The 23,431-nt window shown below is 74.1% G+C and carries 14 protein-coding genes; 6 read left to right on the forward strand and 8 right to left on the reverse strand.

Going from position 1 to position 23,431, the window contains the following annotated elements; genetic code table 11:
- The first annotated feature begins 2 nt into the window (after positions 1-2).
- The 6 genes from K4G22_RS27690 (at position 3) to K4G22_RS27715 (ending at position 15,461) form a co-directional block, all read left to right on the forward strand.
- Entirely contained in the window at positions 3-1,241 is a 1,239-nt protein-coding gene (locus K4G22_RS27690) for an aminotransferase-like domain-containing protein (protein WP_228083194.1), read from the forward strand.
- Positions 1,238-1,741, forward strand: a complete 504-nt coding sequence (locus K4G22_RS27695; RefSeq protein ID WP_228083195.1) for a pyridoxamine 5'-phosphate oxidase family protein — start codon at positions 1,238-1,240, stop codon at positions 1,739-1,741. Before K4G22_RS27690 ends, K4G22_RS27695 begins: the two co-directional genes overlap by 4 nt.
- Positions 1,738-2,964, forward strand: coding sequence for an MFS transporter (locus tag K4G22_RS27700; RefSeq protein WP_228083196.1), 1,227 nt, complete (start codon positions 1,738-1,740; stop codon positions 2,962-2,964). The genes K4G22_RS27695 and K4G22_RS27700 overlap by 4 nt, the downstream gene beginning before the upstream one ends.
- Complete coding sequence (locus tag K4G22_RS27705) at positions 2,951-13,060, forward strand: non-ribosomal peptide synthetase (protein ID WP_228083197.1); 10,110 nt, start codon at positions 2,951-2,953, stop codon at positions 13,058-13,060. The genes K4G22_RS27700 and K4G22_RS27705 overlap by 14 nt, the downstream gene beginning before the upstream one ends.
- Before the next feature lie 69 nt (positions 13,061-13,129).
- Complete coding sequence (locus tag K4G22_RS27710; RefSeq protein WP_228083198.1) at positions 13,130-13,909, forward strand: phytanoyl-CoA dioxygenase family protein; 780 nt, start codon at positions 13,130-13,132, stop codon at positions 13,907-13,909.
- 67 nt (positions 13,910-13,976) lie between these two features.
- Complete coding sequence (locus K4G22_RS27715) at positions 13,977-15,461, forward strand: AMP-binding protein (RefSeq protein ID WP_228083199.1); 1,485 nt, start codon at positions 13,977-13,979, stop codon at positions 15,459-15,461.
- Positions 15,462-15,474: 13 nt separating this feature from the next.
- On the opposite strand, the gene K4G22_RS27720 is transcribed toward K4G22_RS27715, so the two are convergent.
- From K4G22_RS27720 to K4G22_RS27755, 8 genes are read right to left on the reverse strand one after another with little or no spacing between them, the layout of a single operon-like run.
- Complete coding sequence (locus tag K4G22_RS27720; protein ID WP_228083200.1) at positions 15,475-16,644, reverse strand: MFS transporter; 1,170 nt, start codon at positions 16,642-16,644, stop codon at positions 15,475-15,477.
- Positions 16,645-16,686: 42 nt separating this feature from the next.
- Positions 16,687-17,508 (reverse strand): IclR family transcriptional regulator, encoded by an 822-nt coding sequence (locus K4G22_RS27725; RefSeq protein ID WP_228083201.1) that lies wholly within the window; start codon positions 17,506-17,508, stop codon positions 16,687-16,689.
- Positions 17,505-18,728 carry a CaiB/BaiF CoA transferase family protein gene (locus K4G22_RS27730; protein WP_228083202.1) on the reverse strand — a complete coding sequence of 408 codons (1,224 nt, stop codon included), beginning with the start codon at positions 18,726-18,728 and terminating at the stop codon, positions 17,505-17,507. The genes K4G22_RS27725 and K4G22_RS27730 overlap by 4 nt, the downstream gene beginning before the upstream one ends.
- Positions 18,729-18,779: 51 nt before the next feature.
- Positions 18,780-19,928 carry a thiolase family protein gene (locus K4G22_RS27735; protein ID WP_228083203.1) on the reverse strand — a complete coding sequence of 383 codons (1,149 nt, stop codon included), beginning with the start codon at positions 19,926-19,928 and terminating at the stop codon, positions 18,780-18,782.
- Between the two features lie 3 nt (positions 19,929-19,931).
- A complete protein-coding gene (locus tag K4G22_RS27740) occupies positions 19,932-20,342 on the reverse strand; it encodes a Zn-ribbon domain-containing OB-fold protein (RefSeq protein ID WP_228083204.1) in 411 nt (136 codons plus the stop codon).
- Between the two features lie 49 nt (positions 20,343-20,391).
- Entirely contained in the window at positions 20,392-21,624 is a 1,233-nt protein-coding gene (locus tag K4G22_RS27745; protein WP_228083205.1) for an FAD-dependent monooxygenase, read from the reverse strand.
- Between the two features lie 20 nt (positions 21,625-21,644).
- A complete protein-coding gene (locus K4G22_RS27750; RefSeq protein WP_228083206.1) occupies positions 21,645-22,499 on the reverse strand; it encodes an ABC transporter permease in 855 nt (284 codons plus the stop codon).
- The gene (locus K4G22_RS27755; protein WP_228083207.1) at positions 22,496-23,374 is read right to left on the reverse strand and encodes an ABC transporter ATP-binding protein; all 879 of its coding nucleotides are present in this window, start codon (positions 23,372-23,374) and stop codon (positions 22,496-22,498) included. Before K4G22_RS27755 ends, K4G22_RS27750 begins: the two co-directional genes overlap by 4 nt.
- Positions 23,375-23,431: the final 57 nt, after the last annotated feature.

Here is a 23,431-nt window from a genome sequence, read left to right on the forward strand (position 1 = left end):
CCATGGCCCCTCAGCCTTCGGAGGCCACGGCCCAACTCCCCGTCCTCGCCGCGCGGATGGCCGGGGTCGCGCCGTCCGCGATCGGCGCCGTCCTGCGCCTTGGCGATCGCTCCGACGTCATCTCCCTCGCCGGCGGCCTGCCGGCGAACGAGGGCATGTCCTGCCCCGAGGCCAGGCCGTTCCTGGCGCGTGCGCTGGCGGGGGAGCTGCCCGGGCTCCAGTACGGGGACACCCTCGGCCTGCCCCCGCTGCGCGCCTGGATCGCCGAACAGCTCCGCGACGAGCTGGGGTTACGTCACGATCCCGCGGACGTGGTGATCACCCATGGCTCGCAGCAGGGCATCGACCTGGTCTGCAAGGCGCTGCTCGACCCGGGCCAGGTGGTGGTCGTGGACCGGCCCAGCTATCTGGGCGCCCTCCAGGTCTTCCGGCTCTTCCAGGCCGACATCCGGGCCATCCCGCTCGCCGACGACCCCGAACTCGTCGAGCTGACCGTGGCCCTCGCCGCCGGGCTCCGCCCCCGGCTGCTGTACGCCGTGCCCAACTACGCCAACCCCACCGGCGCGGTACTGACCGCCCGTCAGCGCCGGCTGCTGGCCGAACTGGCCGAACGGTACGGGTTCCTGCTCGTCGAGGACGACCCCTACCGGGCGATCCACCTCGGCGACGAGCCGCCGGGGCTCCCCGCGCTGGCCCGGCTGACCGATCGCACCGTGCATCTGGGCAGCTTCTCCAAGTCCCTCTTTCCCGGCTGCCGAATAGGCCATCTGACCGGGCCCGCCCCGGTGTTGTCCGCGATCCGGCTGGTCAGGCAGGCCGCCGACCTGGGCAACTCGGAGCTGTTGCAGGCCCTGGTCCTCGATCTGGTCACCGGCGACGGCTTCCTGGAGAAGCGGCTGGCCGTCCTCCGGGCGCTCTACCGCGAGCGCCGCGACGCCCTGGCGTCCGCGCTCGGCCGCCATCTGCCGGACGCCCGGTTCCGGCTGCCCGAGGGCGGTTTCTTCCTCTGGACCAGCTTCGGCCCCGGTGTGGACAGCTCCCGGCTGCTGCCCGAGGCGCTCCGACACGGTGTCTCCTACGTTCCCGGGGACGGCTTCTACCCCTCGCGCCCCGACCCCTCGACCGCGCGGCTGGCCTTCTCGGGCCTGCCGCCCGAGCTGGCCGACGAGGCCGCTCGCCGGCTGGCCCTGGCGCTGCGCGGGGCGGCGGCCGACGGGCCGTCCGAAGGGGGCGGCGGATGATCGTGAAGGCAGCCGACGGGCGCATCACGTTCCCCGCCGACGCGCCCTTCGACGCCGAGAGCATGCTGGCCGAGCCGCTGGTCGCCCGGGTCGCCAGCCCGGGCCCCGTGGTGCGGCCGGTCTGGTACCTGTGGGAACGAAGCGCCTTCTGGGTGTTCATCGGCCCGTGGTCCCGGCTGCTCGGCCAACTCCCGCGCACCCCCGACTTCAACCTGGTGGTCGACGTCTGCGACGTCCACACCGGGACCGTCCGGCAGGTCAGGGCCCGGGGGACGGGCACGGTGGAGCCGTTCGACGTGCACCTGGCCCGGCGCAAGCTGGTCCGCTACCTCGGGCCCGACGAGACGCGGTGGGATCCCCGCTTCTCGCTGGCCGGGGACACCGAGGCGCGCGGCTTGCGGCTGGCGCGGTTGGCGCCGGACGTGATGAGCCTGCACGACATGTCGTTCCACCCGTCCCTGCCCGATCCCGAGAACCGGGATGGAGAGGTACCCCATTGAACCCCTACCGGTCGGTGCTCAGGCACCGCAGGCTGAGTCTGCTGCTCTTCGGTGACTTCGCCTCCAAGCTGGGCGACGGCATGCTGTTGGTCGCGCTCCCGCTGCTGGCGCTGGACATCCACGGGCCGCTGAGCGAGGCCCTGGCCGTGTCGCTGGTGCTCGCCGCGCCGACCCTGCTCTCCCTCCCCATCGGTCTTCGCGTCGGGCTGAGCCGCTACCGGCCCGATCCGAAGAAGGTCATCGCCATCGACTGCCTGGTGCGGTCCACGGTGTTGACCACCCTCTCGGTGCTGGCGCTGCGCGAGGTGCTGACCCTGTGGCCGCTCTTCTTCGCCATGCTCTTCGGGTCCGTCCTGCGGCCGATCGCCGGCGCCTCGCGGCGACTGCTGGCCACCTCGATGATGGACCAGAAGGACCGGCTGGCCGTCAACAGCGTGCTGGGCACCAACGACAGCACGGCCGTCTACATCCTCGGGCCCAGCGTCGCCGGCATCCTGGTGGTGATGACCGGCTCATGGCTGCCGATGCTGCTGGCCGGGATGTCGTTCCTGCTGCTCGCCGGCTCGCTGATCGGCCTTCCGACGCCGGAGCGAACCGCCCCCGCCGGCGGGCGGGTCCAGTCGGGCTGGGAGATCCTGCGCCGGACGGCCGGCCTCTGGCCGCTGTTCTTCGTGGCCTTCTGCTTCAACCTCCTGTGGGGGCCGGTCGAGGTCATCCTGCCGCTCTTCGTCCGCCAGGACCTGGGGGGGAGCGAGGCGGCGTACGGGTTCCTGATGACCTCGCTCGGCGTCGGCGCCGTGGTGGGCTCGATCAGCGCGGCCTACCTCCGCAAGTACCCGCCCGCACAGGTGTTGACCTGGCTGATCGTGAGCTTCGGGCTCTCCCTCGGCCTGCTCGCCACCGCCCAGCAGATCCCGGTGGCCTTTGTCGCCATCGCGTTCGGCGGCCTGGTCTGGGCCCCGTTCGTGCCGGTGATGTACACCCTGATCCAGAGCCGGGTGCCCGAGGGCGACCAGCAGCCCGTCCTCACGTTCTGGAGCTCCGGATACAACCTGGCGGGCCCGCTGGGGGTGCTCTGCGGCGCGCCCCTCGTCGCGCTGCTCGGGACGCGGGGCGGGATGTACCTGTCGGCGGCGCTGACCGTGTCCCTGGTGGTCCCCGCCGTGGTGGCGGGACGCAAACTCCGCACGCCCAAGGAGGGACCGGTCAGTGTCAGCGGCTGATGCGAGCGACCTGGTGGGCGACGGACCTCGACCGCTCTCCTCGGCGCAGTCGAGGATGTGGTTCGCCGCGCAGTACGACGCGGACAGTCCGGCGTACAACCAGACGTATCTGCTGCGGCTGGCCGGCGCGCTCGACGAGGCCGCGCTGTTGACGGCCGTGCGCGAGGTGATCGCCGCCCATGAGGTGCTCCGTAGCGTCGTCGACGACACCGAGGGGGAGCCGCGCTCGGTGCCGGTCGACCAGGTGCCGTTCGCCGCGTCGGTCCCCGTGGCCGGGGCGCCGACGCCCGAGGCGCTGGCCGCCGAGGCCCGGCGACCGTTCGACCTGCGGACCGAGCCACCCCTGCGGGTGGCATCGCACCGGGTCGCCGACGGCGAGTGGCTGCTGGTCCTCACCTTCCACCACATCGCCATGGACGCGTGGTCCTTCGGGCTGCTGACCGCCGAACTCGCCGCCCGTTACCGCGCGTTGCTCGGCACCGGCCCCGCGCCGCCCGCCCCCAGGGCCCGCTATGCCGACTTCGTGGCCTGGGAACGGAAGCAGGACCACACGGCCGGCCTCGACTGGTGGGCCGACGAACTGGCGGGCCTGGCGGCACCGTCGGCGCTGCCCGTGGACCGGCCGCGCGATCCGGTCGCCGGCCCGGCCGGTGACTCCCTCGCCTTCGAACTGCCCGCCGAACTGACCACGGCCGTGCGACGGTTCGCCGTCGCCGCCAGGACCACCCCGTTCACCGTGCTCTGCGCGGGCCTTCAGGCCCTGCTCGCCCGGGTCGGCGGCGGCGAGGACATCGCCGTCGGCATCCCGGTCTCGGGACGGGACCACCCCGACTTCGAGGAGACCGTCGGCAGCTTCGTCAACACCGTGGTGGTGCGCACCGCGTTCGACGGCTCGCTCTCCGGGCGTGAGCTGACGGGCCGGGTCCGCGCCGCCGTGCTGCGTGCCCTGGACCACGCCCAGGTGCCGTTCGAACAGGTCGTCCAGCGGCTGCGCCCGGAGCGGAGCCCGGGCGGCACGCCGCTGATCCAGGTCATGGTGAACCACACGGCCGCCGCGCCGGCCACCGACTGGGGCCCCGGGGTCAGCTGCCGGGTCGACGAAGTCCAGAACGGCACCACCAAGTTCGACCTCACCCTGCACCTCGTCGAGGAACGCCGAGCGATCCGCTGCCGGTTCGCCTACCGCGCCGACCTCTTCGAGGCGGACACCGCGCAGCGCTGGCGGGACTGGTACCTCGCCCTGCTGGCCGGCCTCACCGCGACCGCCGACCGCCCGGTGCTCGAACTGCCCCTCGGCCCGGAACCCGGGCCCGCCGCCGTCGGGCCGCACCGCGAGGTGGCGACCGGGCCGCTGCACGCCCTCGTCGAACGGTCGGTCGCCCGGACCCCGGACGCGCCGGCCGTCGTCGGACCCGACGGGGCGCTGAGCTACGGCCGACTCGGCGAGCTCGCCGGGCGGGTGGCCGCGCGGCTGCGCGCCGTCGGCGTCGTGCCCGACCAGCCGGTGGCGGTGCTCTGCGACCGCCGCACCGCGCTCGCCACGGCCCTGCTCGGGGTGCTGCGGTCCGGCGGCTGCTACCTGCCGCTGGAGGAGACCCTCCCCGCCGCACGGCTCCGGGCGCTGCTGGCCGCCTCCGGCGCCCAGGCGGTGCTCACCACCGGGGAGTTGGCGCCCCGCCTCCCCGTGGACGGGCCCCGGGTGCTGCTGCTGGACGAGGTCGCCGACTGGCCGGCCGGCACCGAGCCCGAGCCCGATGTGGACCCCGGCTCCCTCGCCTACACCATCTTCACCTCGGGCTCCACCGGGCAGCCCAAGGGCGTCGCCGTGGAGCACCGGCAGATCACCCACTATCTCGGCGCTCTCTTCCCCGAGTTGGACGCCGCCGTGCCCGGCGTCCGCTCCTTCGCCCTCGTCTCCACCCCGGCGGCCGACCTCGGCCTCACCGCCGTCCTCGGCGCCCTCACCACCGGCCGGGTCCTCCATCTGCTGGACGCCGAGACCGCCGTCGACCCGCGGCGCTTCGCCCGCTACCTCGGCGAGCATCAGGTGGACGCGATCAAGATGGTGCCCAGCCAACTGGAGATGCTGGCCGCCGATGCCGAGCTCGCCACCCTGCTGCCGCGTCGTCTGCTGATCCTCGGCGGCGAGGCGTGCTCCTGGGACCTGGTCCGCCGCATCCGCCGAGCCGCCCCCGGGCTGGCGGTGCAGACCTCCTACGGGCCCACCGAGACCACCGTCTCCGTGCTCACCTGCGATGTGGACGCGATCCCGGAGGAACGCCGGCACGGCGGCGTGCCGTTGGGCCGCCCGCTGGCCGGCGTGGTCTGCCGGGTCACCGACCCCGAGGGCAGGACGCTGCCAGGCGGGATGTCGGGCGAGCTGTGGATCGCCGGGCCCACCCTCGCCCGGGGCTACCTCGGGGAGCGCGCGGGCACCGAGGCCGCGTTCCGCCGTGGGCCGGACGGAACACGTCACTACCGGACGGGGGACCGGGTCAGGGCGCGGGCGGACGGGATGTTGGAGTTCCTCGGCCGGGTCGACGATCAGGTCAAGATCCTCGGCCACCGCGTCGAACCCGGCGAGGTCGCGGCGGCGCTGCGTGCCCTGCCGGGCGTCGCCGCCGCACACGCCCAGCCCGTCGGCGGCGGCCGGGAACCGCGCCTTTGCGCCTGGGTGGTGCCGGCGGCCGGCGCCACCCCGACCGTCGAGGAACTGCGGGCCGCCGCCCGGACCTTGCTGCCCCGCCCCATGCTCCCCGCGGAGTTCGTCCTGCTCGACCGGCTGCCGCTCACCCCCAACGGCAAGGTCGACCGGCGGGCCCTGCCCCTGCCCGCCGGGCCACGGCGGGCGGCGCCGCGCCGCCCGCCCGGCACGCTGCGGGAGGAGATCCTGCGCGACCTCTTCGCCGAGGTGCTCGGCGTGCCGACGGTCGGCGTCGACGACGACTTCTTCGCCCTCGGCGGGCACTCCCTGCTCGCCACCCGACTCGCCGCCAGGATCCGCTCCGCGCTGGGCCTGCGGATGACCGTCCGGATGCTCTTCGACGCCCCCACGGCCGCCGAGTTGGCCCCCTTCCTCGCCCCGCACGGCGGACGTCCACCCGTCCGCCCCATGGCCCGCCCCGAGCGGGTGCCGCTCTCCGGCGGCCAACGGGCCCTGTGGTTCCTCCACCAGATGGAGGGCTCACGCACCGGCTACAACCAGTGCTACCCCTGGCGCCTGCGCGGACCGCTCGACGTCCAGGCGCTGGAGGCAGCCGTCGGCGACGTGCTGCGCCGGCACGACATCCTCCGCACGGTCTTCCTGGAGCACGAGGGCGTCCCCCACCAACGGGTGCTGGACGCCGAGGAGTGCGCCCCCCGGCTGCGCGTCGAGGCACTGCCGGCGGACCGGCTCGCGGCCCGTCTCACCGACTGCGAACGGCACACCTTCGACCTGAGCTCTGGGATCCCGGTGCGCGTCGACCTCCTCGCCCTCGGGCCCGAGGAGCATGTCCTGGTGTGGACCGCGCACCATATCGCGGGCGACGGCTGGTCGGCCGGACCGCTCTGGCGCGACCTCGCCCACGCCTACCGGGAACGCCGCGCGGGCCGGTCACCCTCGTGGGGACCGTTGCCCGTCCAGTACGCCGACTACGCGATCTGGCAGCGGGATGTGCTCGGGTCCCAGGACGGCCAGGGGAGCCTCCGCGCCCGTCAACTGGCCTACTGGACGGAGCGGTTGGCCGACCTGCCGGAGCGTCTCGAACTGCCCTGGGACCGGCGCCCGCCCGCCGAGTCCCGCTTCGTCGGCGAGGTGGTGACCTTCCGCCTCGACCCCGCGCTGCGGCGCGCGCTGGCCGCGCTCGCCCGGGACCAACACGCCACCGTGTTCATGGTCCTCCAGGCCGCCCTCGCGGCGCTCCTCACCCGGCACGGGGCGGGCACCGACATCCCCATCGGAACCCCGGTGGCCGGTCGCCCCGACGCGGCGCTGCACGAGCTGGTCGGGTTCTTCGTCAACACCCTGGCGCTGCGCACCGACACCTCGGGGGAGCCCACCTTCCGCGAGCTGCTGGCCCGGGTCAGGGAGACGGACCTCGCCGCCTTCGACCACCAGGACCTGCCGTTCGAGGAACTGGTCGACCGGCTGAACCCCACCCGTTCGCTCTCCCACAACCCACTCTTCCAGGTGCTCCTCGTCTTCCGGAGCGCCGAGGCGGTGGCCCCGTTCGGGCTGAGCGGGCTGCGGGTGGAGCGCGAACCGCTGGAGCACCGGATCGCCAAGTTCGACCTCGCCTTCCAGTTCGGCGAGGCGGCGACGGAGGGCCCCGACGGCGCCGATCCGGGCGGGCTGCTCGGCGAAGTGGAGTTCAGCACCGACCTGTTCGACCGCGACACCGTGGTGGGCCTCACCCGCAGGCTGACACGCCTGCTGCGCGCGGTGGCCGCCGACCCGGGGCGGCGGATCGGGGACATCGACCTCCTCGACGCCGAGGAACGCCACCGCGTCCTGCGGGCCTGGAACGAGGACCACCACGCCGCCCCCCGGCCCACGCCGCGAACGGTCCCCGAGCTGTTCCGCGCCCAGGCGGCGCGCACCCCCACGGCGGTGGCCCTCGCCCGGGGCGAGGAACTCATCCGCTACGCCGAACTCGACCGGCGCACCGACGCGCTCGCCAGCGCCCTGCTCGCCGACGGGGTGCGCGCCGAGCAGCGCGTCGCGATCCGGTGCGCCCGCCAGGACACCGCCGTCGTCGCGGCCCTGGCGGTGCTGAAGGCCGGCGCCGCCTACGCGCTGCTCGACCCGGCCGCCGACTCCGGCGACCCGGCGGAGCGGCTGGGCTGCGTTCTCCTCCTCACCGATGGCGAGATCCCGGCGGGGGAGACCCGGCTGCCGGTGCGGATGGTCGAGCAGCAGGGCGACACCCGGCCCACACCGCCCCAACCCCCCGTGCACCTCGACCAGTTGGCCTGTCTGACGCCCCCGGTCGACGGCTTCGGCACCGGGCCCGCCGTCGCCGTCACCCACCGCAACCTCGCCCGGCTCGCGTCGGCCACGCCCGACGCCACGCCGCCCACCCGGCGCGGCTATCTGCTGCACGCCCCGCCCGGCTCCGCCGCCGCGCCGCACGAGCTGTGGGAGCCGCTGCTCACCGGCGGCCGGGTGCTGCTCGCGCCGCCGGGCGGCATCGAGCAGGACGCACTCCCGGACGATGCGGCGCTCACCCATCTCTGGCTGCCCGCGGGGCTGTTCCCGCGCTTCGTCGCCGAGCGGCCCGCGCGGCTGGCCGGGCCGCGCGAGCTCAGAACCGGCGGCGACACCGTCCCGGCGGCCGTGGTCGAGCGGCTTCGGGAGCACTGCCCCGCCACCAGGATCGTGCACACCACCGGCTGGGGCGGTCATGTCGGATTCGCCCTGACCCACCCGGTGCCCAGGTCGGGCCAGGCCCCGGGGCCGCTGCCGGCCGGCCGCCCCGAGGCGGGGGTCCACGCCTATGTGCTGGACGGGACGCTGCGCCCGGTCCCGCCCGGGGTGACGGGAGAGCTGTATCTGGCGGGCGAGGGGCTGGCCCGTGGTCTCGCCGACGATCGGGCCGGGACCGCGACCCGTTGGGTGGCCAACCCGTGCGGCGATCCGGGCAGCCGCATGTACCGTCCCGGCGTGCTGGCCCGACACCGTCTCGACGGGGTGCTCGAACTCCGCGGCCAGGCCGACGGGTTCGGACCCCGCCGGGGGCCGAGGCCGCGCCCGGCCGAGGCCGAGGCGGCCCTGGCCGAGCACCCGGGCGTGGCGCAGGCCGCCGCCATGGTGCGCGAACTGGCGGACGGGGAACGTCGGATGGTCGCCGCCGTGGTGGCCCGCGCGGGCCAGCAGCTCGACCCCGACGAACTGGTGCGGTGGGTGCGGCGCGCGCTGCCGGAGCCCTTCGCGCCGGTCGGCGTGATGGTGCTCGGCCGCCTTCCGCTGACCGGCGACGGCGCGGTACGCCGAGCCCTGCTGCCGACCCCGCCCGCCGCCTCAGCCACCGAAGGCCAGGACGACGACCGGGCCACCAGCCACGCCGAGCGCGTCCTCGCCCGCCTCTTCGCCGAGGTGCTGGGCCTGCCGTCCGTGCCGGCGCACGGTGACTTCTTCGGTCTCGGCGGGAGCTCGCTGCTGGTGATGCGGCTGGTGGCGCGGGTGCGCGAGGAGCTCGGCGTCCAGCTCACCGCCCACGACGTGTTCGCGGGGCCGACCGTGGCCCAGTTGCGCCCGCTGCTCGACGCGACCGTCGAGGGCCGACGACGCCCCCCGCTCGGCCCCAGGGCCAGGCCGGCCAGGCTGCCGCTGTCCCCGGCGCAGGAACGGCTGTGGTTCCTCCACCGGTTGGACGGCGGGAGCGTCGCCTACAACATCCCCTTCGCGCTACGGCTGCGGGGCGAGTTGGACGTGCCGGCGTTGCGCGCGGCGCTGGTCGACCTGACCGCCCGCCACGAGACGCTGCGGACCGTCCTCCCCGAGCACCTCGGCGCCCCCGTCCAGCGTGTCCTCGCCCCTGACGAGCCGCCGGACCTCGCCATCGCCGACATCGCCGAGGCGGAGCTGCCCGCGCGGCTGGACACCGACCGCACCCACCGGTTCGACCTGGAGACCGGGGCGCCGCTGCGTGCCGTGCTGTACCGCCTGGGCCCCGCCGAGCACGTGCTCTCGCTGGTCGTCCACCACATCGCGGTGGACGGCTGGTCGTTGGCACCGCTCTGGCGCGATCTCGCCGAGGCGTACGCGGCCCGCTGCCGTGGGGCCGCACCCGGCTGGGAGCCGCTGGTGGTGAGCTATGCCGACTGTGCCCTGTGGCAGCGGGAACTGGTCGCTGGCCACGCTGACCCCGACAGCCTGATCGGCCGTCAACTCGCCTACTGGCGTGCGGCCCTGGCCGATCTGCCAACCTGGCAGCCGCTGCCGGGGGAGCGCCACGGGACCGCCCCCACGGATTCCGCGGCCCCGGCCGAGGACGGCCATCTCACGGTGCGCTGCGGCCCCGAGGCGCACGCGGGGCTGGCGCGGCTGGCCAGAGCCTGCGGGGCGCCGCTCTCCACGGTGTTGCACGCCGCCGTCGCCGCCCTGCTCAGCCGGCTCGGTTCGGGCACCGACATCGTGCTGGGCACCGCGGTCGCCGGACGCGACCCCGGTGCGCTGGACGACGCGGTGGGCTTCTTCGTCAACACCCTGGTGCTGCGCACCGACGTCTCGGGGGACCCCACCTTCCGGGATCTGGTGGCACGGACCAGGGCCACCCACAGCGCCGCCCTCAGCCATGCCGACGTGCCGTTCGAGCTGGTCGTCAGGGAGCTGAACCCGGGCCGGGAGACCGGGCACAACCCGCTCTTCCGGGTCATGTTCTCGGTCTCGGCCGAACCCCCCGAACCGCCCCGACTACCCGGCCTCCAGGCGTCGTTCCAGGAGGTCCACGCCGAGGGCAGCAAGTTCGACCTGCTCTTCGACTTCGTGGAACGCCGCACCGCCGAGGGCCGGCCGGCGGGCATCGAGTGCCGGCTCGGCCACCGCGCCCGGCTCTTCGCGCCGGGCACCGCCACCCGGCTCGGCGCCACGCTGCACCGGCTCCTGGAGCGGGTCGCCTCCGCCCCGGACCGACGGCTCACCGAGGTCGACATCCTCACCGACGAGGACCGGGCCCGACTGACGGAGTGGAACAGCACCGAGGTGTCGCTCGGCGAGGTCTCGCTGACCCGGCTGGTCGAGGAGCAGGCCGCGCGCACCCCGTCGGCGATCGCGGTCCGCTGCGGCGCCGAGGAGCTGACCTATGCCCAACTGAACGAGCGCGCCGACGCGTTGGCGCGGTGGCTCGCCGCCGAAGGCGCGGGACCCGAACGCTTCGTCGGCCTCGCCCTGCCGCGCGATCCGGGGCTTGTCGTCGCGATGCTCGCCGTCCTGAAGAGCGGCGCCGCCTATCTGCCCATCGACCGGGACCAGCCCGCCGAACGGATCTCCCGGATACTCGCCGAGGTCGAGCCGGTGGTCGTGCTGGAGGCCGTGCCGGCGGCGACGGCTGACCCGCCCGCGTCCAGCGGGCCGCCGCGGCACACGCCGGCCCCCTGGCGGCCCGACCACCCCGCCTATCTCATCCACACCTCGGGATCCACCGGCCGGCCCAAGGGGGTGGTCGTCACCGGACGGGGCATCGCCAACCAGATGGCGTGGCTCCGGCGCACCCACCCGCTGGCGCCAGGGGAGGTGATGCTGTCCCGCAGCCCGGTCGGCTTCGACGCCTCCGTGTGGGAGATCTGGGCCGCGCTCGTCTGCGGCGCCACCGTGTCCGTGGCCCCCGAGCCGGTGGCGGGCCGGATGGACCTGCTGGCGGACTACCTGCGCGAACAGGGCGTCACCCACACCCTGATGGTGCCATCGGCCCTCGCCGGACTGCTGCCCTTCCTCACCTCTGCGGAACGCGACCGGCTGACCGTGTTCGCCGGCGGCGAGGCGCTGCCGGCCGCCCTGGTGGGGACCCTCGGCCGCGTGGTGAACCTCTACGGCCCCACCGAGACCACCGTGCTGGTCACCTCCTGGGCGGGCACCGCTGACGGGCTCGACGGCGGACAGGCGCCCCTGGGACGACCGGTCGCCAACACCAGGACACACGTCCTGGACGCCGCCCTGCGACCCGTCCCGGTCGGCGTCCCCGGGGAGTTGTACATCGCCGGGGACCAGCTGGCCAGGGGCTATCACAACCGTCCAGGACTGACCGCGGAACGCTTTGTCGCCGACCCCTACGGCCCCCCTGGCAGCCGGCTCTACCGCAGCGGGGACCGCGCCCGCTGGCGCCAGGACGGCACTTTGGAGTTCCTGGGCCGGGCGGACGACCAGGTCAAACTCCGGGGCTTCCGGGTGGAGCCGGGCGAGGTCGAGGCCGAGTTCGCCGCCTGGCCCGAGATCGCGCGTGCGGTCGTCGTCGCGCGCGACGAGCGCCTCGTCGCCTATCTGGTGCCCGCCGCCCCCGCCGCCGTGCCGGCCCCCGACGAGGTGCGGCGCCGGCTCGCGGGAGTGCTGCCCCGCCACTTCCTGCCGGCCGACGTGGTGGCGCTGGAGAAGCTGCCGCTCCGGCCCAACGGCAAGGTGGACCGCGACCGGTTGCCGGCCCCCGACCGCGCCGCCGCCACCGGTCGGGCCGGCCCGCGCACCCCGGGCGAGGAGCTGCTGTGCGGCCTCTTCGCCGAGGTGCTCGGCGTGCCGACGGTCGGCGTCGACGACGACTTCTTCGCCCTCGGCGGCCACTCCCTGCTCGCCGTCCGGCTCGTCCACCGCGTGCGCGGCGTGGCCGGCGCCCCGCTCACGCTCGGCGACATCTTCCAGGCCCCCACCGTCGCCCGGCTGGCCCGGCACCTCGAAGGGGACGGCGGCGGCCCGTTCGGCCCGCTGCTGCGGCTGCGCGCCGGCTCGGGGCGGCCCCCCCTGTTCTGCCTCCCGCCGGTCATCGGCCTCGGCTGGTCCTACGGCGGGCTGGCCCGGCACCTGCCGGAGGGCGTCCCGGTGCTGGCGCTCCAGGCGCTCGGCTTCGAGGACGAAGGGCCGCTGCCCGCCGATCCGGACGCGCTGGTGCGGGAGTACCGGGACCGCGTCCGCGCCGAGCAGCCGAGGGGCCCCTACCAACTGCTGGGCTGGTCCTTCGGCGGTGTCGTCGCCCACGCGGTGGCCGTGCTGCTCCAGCAGGAGGGCGAGGACGTGCCGCTGCTCGCCCTGCTGGACAGCTACGCCCCCGAGCCGGGCCCGGGGGACCCGGCGCCCGACGACGGCCGTGAACTGGCCCGGCTCCATCTGCGGCACGGCGCGCTGGGCAGCCTCGACGAGGACCGCCTGGCCGGCATCGCCCGGGTCACCGCCCACCATGTCGCCCTGATCCGGCGGCACACCCCCGGCGTCTTCCACGGGGATGTCGTCTACCTCAGCGCGGAGCGGGACGAGCAGCCGGGAGCGCGCTCGGGACCTGCCAGCTGGCATCGGCACATCGAGGGGAGGCTGCGCGTCCACCCGCTGTCCGCCGGCCACTACGACCTCCTGCGTCCCGAGACGCTGCCCGACCTCGTCGCCCCCATCACCGCCCGCCTCGCCGGTCCATGACTCGGGACGCCTGACCCGTGAGGCCACCGGAACGAACCGGATCCGACCATCCGCAGGCAGGGAGGCCACATGCTCAGCCCATCCCAGCTCAAGACCTACGAGACCACGGGGTACGTCATCGTGCCCGGGGTGCTCTCACCCACCGAGACCGGACGCGTCCGCCGGGAGGTCGAGCACCTCTTCACCCAGGACCATCCGGGTCGGGTCCTGGAGAAGGACGGCCGGACGGTCCGCGGCATCCACGGCTGCCACCAGGTCAGCCCGCTCTTCGCCCGGCTGGCCCGCCACACGCCGGTGCTGACGGCCGCCGAGCGGATCCTCGGCGGCCAGGTCTATGTGCACCAGAGCAAGGTCAACGCCAAACGCGCCTTCCAGGGCGATCTGTGGCCCTGGCACCAGGACTACGTCTTCTGGGAGCGCGAGGACGGCATGCGCGAACCACGGGTGACCAACGCGGCCCTCTTCCTCGACGACGTGACGCCGTACAACGGCCCGCTGTTGTTCCTGCCCGGCTCGCACCGGCTGGACGTCGTCGACGTCCCAAGGCGTGACGGCGACGGAGGCTGGGAGAGCCATCTCTCCGCCGACCTGGCGTACTCGCTGACCGCCGAACTACTGGCGCCGCTCGCCGAACGGCTGGGCATCGAGGCCGCGACGGGGCCAGCGGGCAGCATGGTGCTCTTCGACCCCCGGCTGATCCACGGTTCGGGGACCAACATGTCGCCGGTCGACCGCACCCTGCTGCTCCTCACCTACAACAGCGTGCACAACCCGCCGACCGGCGGGAGCCGGCCCGCGTTCCTGGCCGAGCCCGACCACACCCCCCTGACGGCCCTGGACGAACTGTGACCACCGGCCGGGGGAGTGCCACGCCCAACGCCCCCCACCATCTCGCAACTCGGAGAAGGAGACCGACATGCCGCTGATCCACCGCCTCCTCGCCTCGGCGCGGCGGAACCCAGGCGCCACGGCGGTCGTCGACGACGGCCGGCGCCACACCTACGAGGAACTCGACCGCCTCTCCGCCGAGTTGGCCGGCGGGCTCGCCGAGCAGGGCGTGGTGCCCGGCGATGTGGTGGCGCTGCACGCCGGACGGGGCTGGCCGCGCTGCGCGGCCGTGCTGGCGGCCTGGCGCCGGGGCGCCGGGGTCGTCTCGATCGGCCCCGACCTCCCCGCGCCGCGCGCCGTGAAGGTGGCTGTCGGGGCCGGCGCCCGGCTGGTGCTGCGCGACGCCACCGCACCGCCCGCTCCCTTCGGCATCCCCGAACACGCCATCGACGCGATCGCGGCGAAGCCGCTGGACGAGTCGGCCGACGGGCCGATCGCCTATGTCATCCCCACCTCGGGCACCACCGGCGACCCCAAGGCCGTCGCGGTGCCGCCCGTCGTCCTCGACGACCTGGGCGGCTGGCACGTCGACCGTTGGCGGCACGCCGCCGCGCCGCACACCCTGCACGCCGCCTCCGTCGGATTCGACCCCGTCTACGAGGAGATGGTGGCCACCTGGCTGGCCGGCGCCGCGCTGATCGTGGTGGACGACGAAACCCGACGGGACTATCCGGCGCTGATCAGCGTCCTCCGGGACCACGGGGTCGCCCGCTGCTTCCTCCCGGTCGCCTCCCTCCACGGACTCGCGCTGGCCGCCGTCGTGGACGACGCGCGGCTGCCCGCTCTCCTGGAGCTGCCGGTGGCCGGCGAACGGCTGGTCGTCAACGACGAGGTGCGGACGTTCTGCGCCACCAACGACATCGCGGTGATCAACCAGTACGGCCCGAGCGAGACCCATGTGGTGACCGCGTACCGCCTGCCGGACGCCCCCGAGGGCTGGGTCGCGCACCCGCCCATCGGCTCCGCCGTGGCGAGCGCGGAACTCCTGCGCTGGGCCGACGGCGCGCTGCGCCCCTTCCACGAGGAGGAGGAGGGCGAACTGGTGATCGCCGGGGACTGCGTCGCCCTCGGATACCTCGGCGACGACGAGCTGACCGCCGCGAAGTTCCGAACGCTCCCGCACCGGGACGGCGTCGACCGCCGCTGCTACTTCTCCGGCGACCTGGTCCGCCTGCGGGAGGGGGAGTTCCACTTCCTGACCCGGGTCGACGATCAGATGAAGATCCGCGGCTACCGGGTGGAGCCCGGCGAGGTCGAGGCGGTCCTCGCCGCGGTGCCGGGGGTACGACGCGCGGTCGCCTTCGGCCTGCACCGGCTGAGCAGCCTTCGACTCGCTGTCTGCTACGCCAGGGACCAGGGCGGCGCCGTCTCCGCCGACGACCTGCGCGCGGTCTGCCGCGCGGAACTGCCCGAGTACATGATCCCGGTCCACTTCTGGGAGGTCGAGGACTTCCCCCTCACCCGGAACGGCAAGGTCGACCGCGCCACCCTCCGCCAGATGTTCGGCGGCTGACCGCCCTGGGCCGTCACCCCGCCGCGCGGGTGCGGGTCAGGGCGCGGTGGGCCAGCGGGATGGCGGCGAGGAAGCAACCCGCGGTCCAGAGCCAGCCGGCGAGATAGCTTCCGAAGCCGGCGAGCAGCCCGCCGAAGACCAGTGGACTGAGCATCAGGCCGAGGAAGAAGGCGCCCTGGACGCGCGCCGAGGCCGCCGGCACCGCGTCGGGCCGGCTGTCGTGGACCACCACCAGCATGGCGATGCCGTTCCAGGACGCCGAGCTGAGCCCGGCGAGCACCGCGCCCACCCAGAGCGCCCAGGGCCCCGCCCCCGGCGCGCCGGCGATCACCAGCGCGGCGACGGTGGCGCCGCACGCCAGATCGCGCAGCATGGCCAGGCCGCGAACCGCCGGCCCGGGCGAGCGGTCGGCGACCAGCGGCAGGCAGATCCTGGCCACCACGGCGACCAGCCCGACCAGCGCGAACTGGGCGCCGGCCACCCGGATGTCCAGGCCGAGCCGCTGGTGCCCGTAGACCACCAGGTAGGTGTTCACACTGGCCGCGCCGGCGCCCATCAGCGCCGCGTAGCCGGTGAGCGGCGTCAGCCAGGGCCGTCTCGCCGCGCGCCCGGGGCGGGCGTCCGCTCCCCGCCGCGCCGGCCGGCCGGCACCCAGCGCGGCGCGGCGCGTCAGCACCAGCGCAAGGGCCAGCAGGCAGCCGCCCGTACAGCACAGCACGGCGGCGCGCCAGCCGAGGCCGAGCGCCACGGCGGGCAGCAGGGCCCCGGTGAGGAAGGCGGCGGCCTGCACGCCCGACTGCTTGATCCCGATCAGCGAGCCGTGCGGCCTGGGCAGGGCCACGATGACCAGGTTGGTCGCCGGATTGGCGGCGGCTGCCGCCGCGCCCGCGATCAGCAGTCCGGCGATCAGCCAGCCGAGCCCGGTCGAACCGGCCAGCAGCGCGGTGCCGGCCGCGCCGAGGCCGGCGGAGAGCAGCATCCCGCCGACGCCGCCGAGCGCGGCCACCAGACGGCCCATCAACGGGGACAGGCCGGCCGCCGCCAGGTAGTAGCAGGCGGTCAGCAGGCCGAGCGCCGAGGGTTCGAGACGGAACTCGGCCAGCAGGAAGGGGCCGAGCGCCCCCAACAGGAACTGGGTCAGGCTGGCGCTGACCATCACCGCGGCGAGCATCAGGGCGTTCACGCCCCACCCCGGGCGAGGCCGCCGCGTCGCGGGGGACACCCGCTAGCCGTTCGCGCCGTGTGCTTTGCTGACCGCCCTGGCGCAGCGGATCACATCGGCGGCCACCCGCTCAAGGTCGTCCTCCGGATATCTGAAGTCGGGGATGGTCAGCGCGATATCGCCGATCACCCGGTGGCGGTCGAAGATCGGCGCGGCGATGGCGGCGGCGCCGCGCACCCGCTGGCCTCGGGAGACGGCGTAGCCGTCGGCCCTGATCCGCTCCAGCGCGCGGTCGAGCGTCTCCCGATCGGGCACGGTGCGCTCGGTCAGCGCCGGCAGCCCCCGTTGGTCGAGCACCCGCTCGCGGTCGGACTCGCACAGAAACGCCAGAATGGCCAGGCCGGTCGCCCCGGCGTGCACCGGGAGCCACTTGTGGAGTTGTTCGGTGTAGCGGATGGGCTGGGTGGACTCCACACAGGCGGCGACGAACAGCTCCATCCGCTGGTAGTCGTAGATGTTCATCAGCGCCGTCTCGTCCTGCCGGCCGACCAGCTCCTGGAGCATGGGCCGCGCGGTCTTCCACAGCGGGAAGCTGTCGGTGGCGACCCTGGCCAGCCGCAGGAAGTCGAAGCCCAGCAGATAGCGGCCGGTCGCCGGGTCCCGGCGGACGGCGCCCTCCTCCTCCAGCACTCCGAGGGCGCGGTGCACGGCGGACGGCGGCATTCCCAGGTGGCCGGCCAGCTCGCGCACCCCCCAGTCGTCGCCGGTCTCCACCAGGCAGCGCAGCACCTGGAAGGCGCGGCCGACCGGGCTCTGGCCACGTTCCCTGGGCTCGGGCCCCCGCTGGGCGGCGCGCGCGCGTCGTGCGGGCCCGGTGGTGGTCACGATCGGCCTCCGGGAGCGGTGGCCGGGGCGAGCACCGAGGCGATCAGCTCGTCGGGCACCTTGAACTCCCGCAGCACCTCCTCGGTGTGCTCGCCCAACCTCGGTGGGTAGCGCGGCGGTTGTTCGTCGGTGCGGTCGGCGAGCTTCACCGGGTTGCCGGCCAGCTCGATCCGCCGTCCCGCCGCCTCGTCGGCCAGCTCGATCACCATGTCCCGGTGCCGCACCTGGGGGTCGGCCAGCGCGTCGGCCACCGAGTTGACCGGTGCGCAGGGCACTCCCGCCGCGCTGAGCTCCGCCAGCAGCTCGGCCGAGTCGCGGGCGGCGAAGGCCGCCTCCAACAGGGCGTCCAACTCGGCCCGGTGGGTCAGCCGGCTCCCGTTGTCGACGAACCGGGGGTCGGCCGTCAGCTCGTCGTGCCCCAGCACCCCGCACAGGCCGCGCCACATGGCCTCGGTGTTGGCGGTGACGATCACGTCGCGGTCGTCGCCGCAGGTGAACGAGCGGTAGGTGGGGATGCTGAGGTGCCCCCTGCCCTGCGGGCCCGGCACCTGCCCGGAGAGCAGGTAGTAGGCGGCCTGGTAGGTGAGCATCGACACCTGGGCGTCCAGCATGGAGACGTCGAACCTGCTTCCCTCGCCGGTCTGTTGACGACGGTACAGGCCGGCGAGCAGTCCGGTGGTGGCGAACATGCCGGCGGCCAGGTCGCCCACGGGTATCCCGGCCCGCACCGGGGGCCCGCCCTCCTCGCCGGTGATGCTCATGCCGCCGGAGAGCGCCTGGATGATGGCGTCGTAGGCGGGCGCGTCGCGGCGCGGTCCCTGCTGGCCGTAGCCGCTGATCGAGCAGAGCACGATGCGGGGGTTGGCCGCCCGCAGCGTCTCGTAGCCCAGGCCGAGCCGGTCGAGGACCCCCGCCCGGAAGTTCTCCACCACGGCGTCGCACCCCTCGACCATCCGCAGCAGGGCGGATCGCCCGGCCTCCGACTTGAGGTCCAGCACCACGCTGCGCTTGTTGCGGTTGACGCTGAGGAAGTAGGCGCTGTCCTCCGCCACGAAGTGCGGTGGCAGCCGCCGGGTGGCGTCCCCCGAGGGCGACTCGACCTTGATCACGTCGGCGCCCAGATCGCCCAGGATCAGCGTGCAGTAGGGGCCGGACAGGAAGGTGGTCAGGTCGAGTACCCGAAGGCCGGCCAACGGCCCCCCGGACGGTTGGGTCGTCATCAGTGTTCCTCTGCTCGGTCGGGACGTCAGGACTTCGGCAACGTCGAGGCTTCAGGATCTGGTGAGGATGTGGACGCACGAGGCGCCGTGGTCGAAGCCGGAGATCCCGCCGCCGCTGCAGTGCGTCATCGCCACCCTCGGCGCGCGCACCTGCCGCTCGCCCGCCTCGCCGCGCAACTGCCAGACGGCCTCGCAGATCTGGGCGACGCCGGTGGCGCCCACGGGGTGGCCCCTGGACAGCAGGCCGCCGCTCGGGTTCACCGGTATCCGGCCGTCGAGCGCGGTCTCCCCACGCTCCAGCAACTCGCCGGCCTCGCCCGGGCCGCAGAGCCCGAACGCCTCGTAGTACATCAACTCGGCGCTGCTGAAGGCGTCGTGCAGCTCCACCAGGTCGAGGTCGTCCGGGCCGACGCCGGCCTGCTCGTAGGCGGCCTCGGCGGTCCTTCGGGCCAGGTCGCTCTGTGCCATGTCGCGGAACCCGGTCTCGAACTGCCCGGACAGCAGCACCGAGGCGTCGATCCTGGGCCCCGAGGCGCCGTGCCGGTCCCGCGCCGTCCCCGACATCACCACCAGGGCGGCGGCGCCGTCGCTGACCGGCGAGCACATGGGCAGGGTGAACGGCTCGGCGATGGGCCGCGCCGCCAGCACCTCGGCGACCGTGCTCTCCTTGCGGAAGTGCGCGTACGGGTTGCGGGCCCCGTTGTGCCGGGACTTGACGCTGACCCGCGCCAACGCCGTGACGTCGACGCCGGTCTCGTGGAGATAGCGGTTGGCGCGCATGGCGTAGACGCCCGGCATCACCATGCCGGCGCGCACCTCGGGGTCGGTGGTCTCCAGCGGGAGGGTGCCGCCGCCGAACCTGGTGAGGTGGTCGACCCCCAGGACCAGCACGGTCCGGGAACGTCCGGAGCGGATCGCGGCGATGGCGTCGCGCAGCGCGGTGGCGCCGCTTGAGCAGGCGTTCTCCATGTTGCTCACCGGGATGCCGGTGAGGCCGAGACGGCCCAGCACCCGCTGTCCCGCCATCGGGCCGCCGTAGCCGGTGCCGCAGAACGCCTCGTCGATGTCCTCCCGGCGCAGCCCGCCGTCGGCGAGTGCCCTGGTCACCGCCTCCCGGCCCAGGCTCTCGAAGTCGCGGTCGCGGTGCTTGCCGAACGGGGCCATGCCGACCGCCGTCACATAGATGTCCTGATCCGGCATGGCTCAGACCTCCTGTCGGATGAAGTACGGCGCGTGCAGCGGTTCGCCCTGGGCGGTGCGGCCGACCACCCGGGGGACGGCCCGCACCCGGTCGCCGATCCCCGCCGTCGGCGGCTCCTCGGCCAGCCGGCCCAACACCCGTGGCCCGTCGTCCAGATCGACATAGGCCAGGGTGTAGGGGGTGGGGAACTCGGCGGGCGCGGCGTGCACCCTGGTGTGGGTGTAGACCCGGCCGCTGGCGGCGATCGGCACCCGCGGGAGCGGCCCTTCGGCGCCGCAGCGGTGGCAGTGGTCGGCCGCCGGGTAGGCGCGGTTGGCACACCGCTCGCAGCGCGAGGCCAGCAGCCACCAGCCGCCGTCGCGCGGCTCCCAGTCGGTCGGATGGTCGGTACCGGACGCGAGGGCCTCGGTCATGGCAAGGGCTCCTTGCTCGTGGGGAGAATCGGTCGGGGGAGGGGCGGGTTCAGCCGGTGGTCGCCCGGGTCAGCTCCGCCGTCCACGCGTCGTAGCCGTACACGGCCGCCACCGGGCCCGCCTCCCGCATGAAGGTGTTCTTGTGGGACTCGGTCTGCATCCAGGCGGTGCGCGGTATCCGGGTGGCCTGGTAGTCGCGCAGCGCCCCGTCGAGGTCGTCCGGCGAGTCGGCCAGTGCCCGGCCGAGCACCACCGCGTCCTCCAGCGCCATGGCGGCGCCCTGCGCCATGTAGGGCGTCATCGGATGGCAGGCGTCGCCGAGCAGCACCACCCGGCCCCGGCCCCAACTCTCCATCGGCGGACGGTCGCAGAGCGCCCACTTGTAGGTGCGCGTCCCATGCCCCAGGACCCGGCGCACCGGCTCGGGGAAGTCGCCGAAGGCCGCGCGCAGTTCGGCGGGATCGCCGTGCGCCGACCAGGACTCGTCGGTCCACTCGTCCTCGGGCACGCTGGTCACGTAGTAGATCTCGCGCCCGCCGTTGATGAAGTAGAGGACGATGTGCCGGTCCTCGCCCCACCACTTGGCGAAGTCGTCGAGACCCGAGACGTCGAGCCCCTCGGTGGGGATCACGTCCCGGTAGGCGACCCGGCCGGTGAACGCGGGCGCGTCCGGGCCGAACAGCTCGGCCCTGACCTGGGAACGGATGCCGTCGGCGCCGACCACCAGATCGGCCGCCGCGGTGGAACCGTCCTGGAAGCGCAGCTCGACCCGTTCGCCGCGGTCCGCAAGACCCACCAGGCGCTTGCCCAGCCGGACGGTCTCGGCGGGCACCGCGGCGTTGAGCGCGGCGTGCAGGTCGCCCCTGTGCATCTGGAGGAACGGCTGTCCGTAGGCGGTCGCGGCGCTCTCGCCGAGCGGGAACTCGTGGCGCAACTCGCCGGTGCCCGCGTCGTAGTTGCGCCACGATCCCGGCAGCGAGGCGTGGCGGCGGACGGTGGGCAGCACCCCGAGCCCGGCGAGGGCCGCGGTGGCGTTGGGCGACACGTTGATCCCCGAGCCGATGCGGTCGAAACGGGCGGTGCGCTCGTAGACGGTGCTGGCGAGCCCCCGTCGGCGCAGCGCCCGGGCCAGCGCCAGGCCGCCGATGCCGGCGCCGACGATGGCGATCTCGGGCCCGTCCCCCCGGCCGCGAGGTCGGACGGTTCCCGGCTGTGGTCGACGCGACTGGTCGCTGGTGTTCACCTGGGGCTCCCCGCTGGTTCGTTGTCGGTATCCGCTCATGGCCGCTGTCCTTCCCCCGGCTACTTCTGCTCGGCCCAGGGCGCCAGCCACTGGCCGAGGGCGTTGAAGGCCCAGGCGGACAGGCCGCCCACCACGCCGACGATGGCCAGCCCGACGAACATCGCCGGGACGTCGAGGACCTGCCAGGAGTTCCAGATGAAGTAGCCGATGCCGTCGTTGGACGACAGGAACTCGGTGGAGACGACCAGGATCAGCGCCTGGCCGAAGCCCAGCCGCATGCCGGCCAGGATCGACGGCAGCGCGGCCGGCACCACGACCCGGCGGAAGCGGGTCCACAGCGGCAGCCGGAAGGCGATGGAGACATCCCCGTAGACCGGGTTGGACTGCCGTACGCCGAGGGCGGTGTTGATGGCCAGCATGTAGAACACGCCGAGCGCGACCAGCGCGATCTTGCTGGCGTCGCCGATCCCGAAGAAGATGATCATCAGGGGGAAGAGCGTCAGCTTGGGCAGCGGGTAGGTCGCGTTGATCAGCAGGTCGAGGGCGTCCCTGGCGAACCTGGACAGGCCCATGGCCAGGCCGACGACAAAGCCGGCCAGCGCGCCCAGGGCGAAGCCGGCGAAGAGCCGCACGCCCGAGACCGACAGGTTGTGCAGCAGGTCGGACCGCTGTTCGCCGTCGGTCACGAAGGCCCCTGCCTGGCTGGCCACCTCGGTCGGCGGGGGGAAGAACCGCGCGTCCAACACCCCGGAGCGGGACAGCACTTCCCAGAGCAGCAGCAGGGCCACCGGGGTGGCGACGCTCAACACCAGCCGGGTCACCCGCGCGCGCCGCCGCCCGAGGCGCAGCTCCTCGGAGATCTCCGCCACCACGGCCGACTGTGCCTTCGGCCGGCGGGCCGTCATCGTGGTCATCGCGCCGCCACCCGTCCGGCCGACCCGACGGACGCCGCTTCGCTGTCGGCGCTGTCGGGGTCCTCGGTGGCGTCGGTGGCCAGCGACTGGCCGACCTGGTCGGCCACCATCTGCCAGAGGCCCATGGTGAGTTGGCCGAACTCCGCGTGCTGGCGGACCTCGGTGACCTGCCGTGGGAAGGGGAAGGGGATGCTCTGGTCGAGACAGATCCGACCCGGGCGGGCGGACAGCACCACCACCCGGTGGGCCAGCGTCACGGCCTCCTCGATGTCATGGGTGACATAGACGATGGTGGAGCCCGTGTCCTCCCACAGCCGCAGCAGCTCCTGCTGCATCACCAGCCTGGTCTGGGCGTCGAGCGCGGCCAACGGCTCGTCCATGAGGAGGAGTCGCGGCTTGGTCGCCAGCGCCCTGGCGATGGCGACGCGCTGCCGCATGCCGCCGGACAGCTCGTGCGGATAGGCGCCGGCGAAGTCGGCGAGGCCGACCAGGCCGAGCACCCAGCCGACCCGCTCCTCGGCCTCGCCCCTGGAGAGCCGCAGGCTCGCCAGGCCGAGCCGGACGTTCTCGGCGACGGACATCCAGGGCAGCGTGGAGTCGGTCTGGAAGACCGTGGCGCAGCGCAGCCGGTCGGCCGCGCCGGCCGGCTGCTGCTCCCGCCAGTCCACCTGGCCCACATAGCCCCGGTCCAGGCCGGCCAGGATGCGCAGCAGGGTGCTCTTGCCGCAGCCGCTCGGCCCGAGCACGGCCAGGATCTGCCCGCGCTCCACCGACAGGGAGATATCGCGCAGGGCCTCCACTGTCTCGTCCCTGCGGGTCAGGAAGACCTTGGTGAGTTCACTCACCGTCACGGCAAAGGGGTTGGGATCGGCCATGGGATGCCTCTCTCGGTCAGCGATGGGGTCAGCGTTGGGGTCTGCGTTGGGGTCGGC

Origin of the sequence: Streptomyces profundus, assembly GCF_020740535.1 — a bacterium.
GTDB classification, from domain to species: Bacteria; Actinomycetota; Actinomycetes; order Streptomycetales; family Streptomycetaceae; genus Streptomyces; species Streptomyces profundus.

Coding starts and splice junctions, on each gene's coding strand:
- K4G22_RS27690 (WP_228083194.1), top strand. CDS start 3: ATGGCCCCTCAGCCTTCGGAGGCCACGGCCCAACTCCCCGTCCTCGCC.
- K4G22_RS27695 (WP_228083195.1), top strand. CDS start 1,238: ATGATCGTGAAGGCAGCCGACGGGCGCATCACGTTCCCCGCCGACGCG.
- K4G22_RS27710 (WP_228083198.1), top strand. CDS start 13,130: ATGCTCAGCCCATCCCAGCTCAAGACCTACGAGACCACGGGGTACGTC.
- K4G22_RS27715 (WP_228083199.1), top strand. CDS start 13,977: ATGCCGCTGATCCACCGCCTCCTCGCCTCGGCGCGGCGGAACCCAGGC.
- K4G22_RS27730 (WP_228083202.1), bottom strand. CDS start 18,728: ATGACGACCCAACCGTCCGGGGGGCCGTTGGCCGGCCTTCGGGTACTC.
- K4G22_RS27735 (WP_228083203.1), bottom strand. CDS start 19,928: ATGCCGGATCAGGACATCTATGTGACGGCGGTCGGCATGGCCCCGTTC.
- K4G22_RS27740 (WP_228083204.1), bottom strand. CDS start 20,342: ATGACCGAGGCCCTCGCGTCCGGTACCGACCATCCGACCGACTGGGAG.
- K4G22_RS27745 (WP_228083205.1), bottom strand. CDS start 21,624: ATGAGCGGATACCGACAACGAACCAGCGGGGAGCCCCAGGTGAACACC.
- K4G22_RS27750 (WP_228083206.1), bottom strand. CDS start 22,499: ATGACCACGATGACGGCCCGCCGGCCGAAGGCACAGTCGGCCGTGGTG.
- K4G22_RS27755 (WP_228083207.1), bottom strand. CDS start 23,374: ATGGCCGATCCCAACCCCTTTGCCGTGACGGTGAGTGAACTCACCAAG.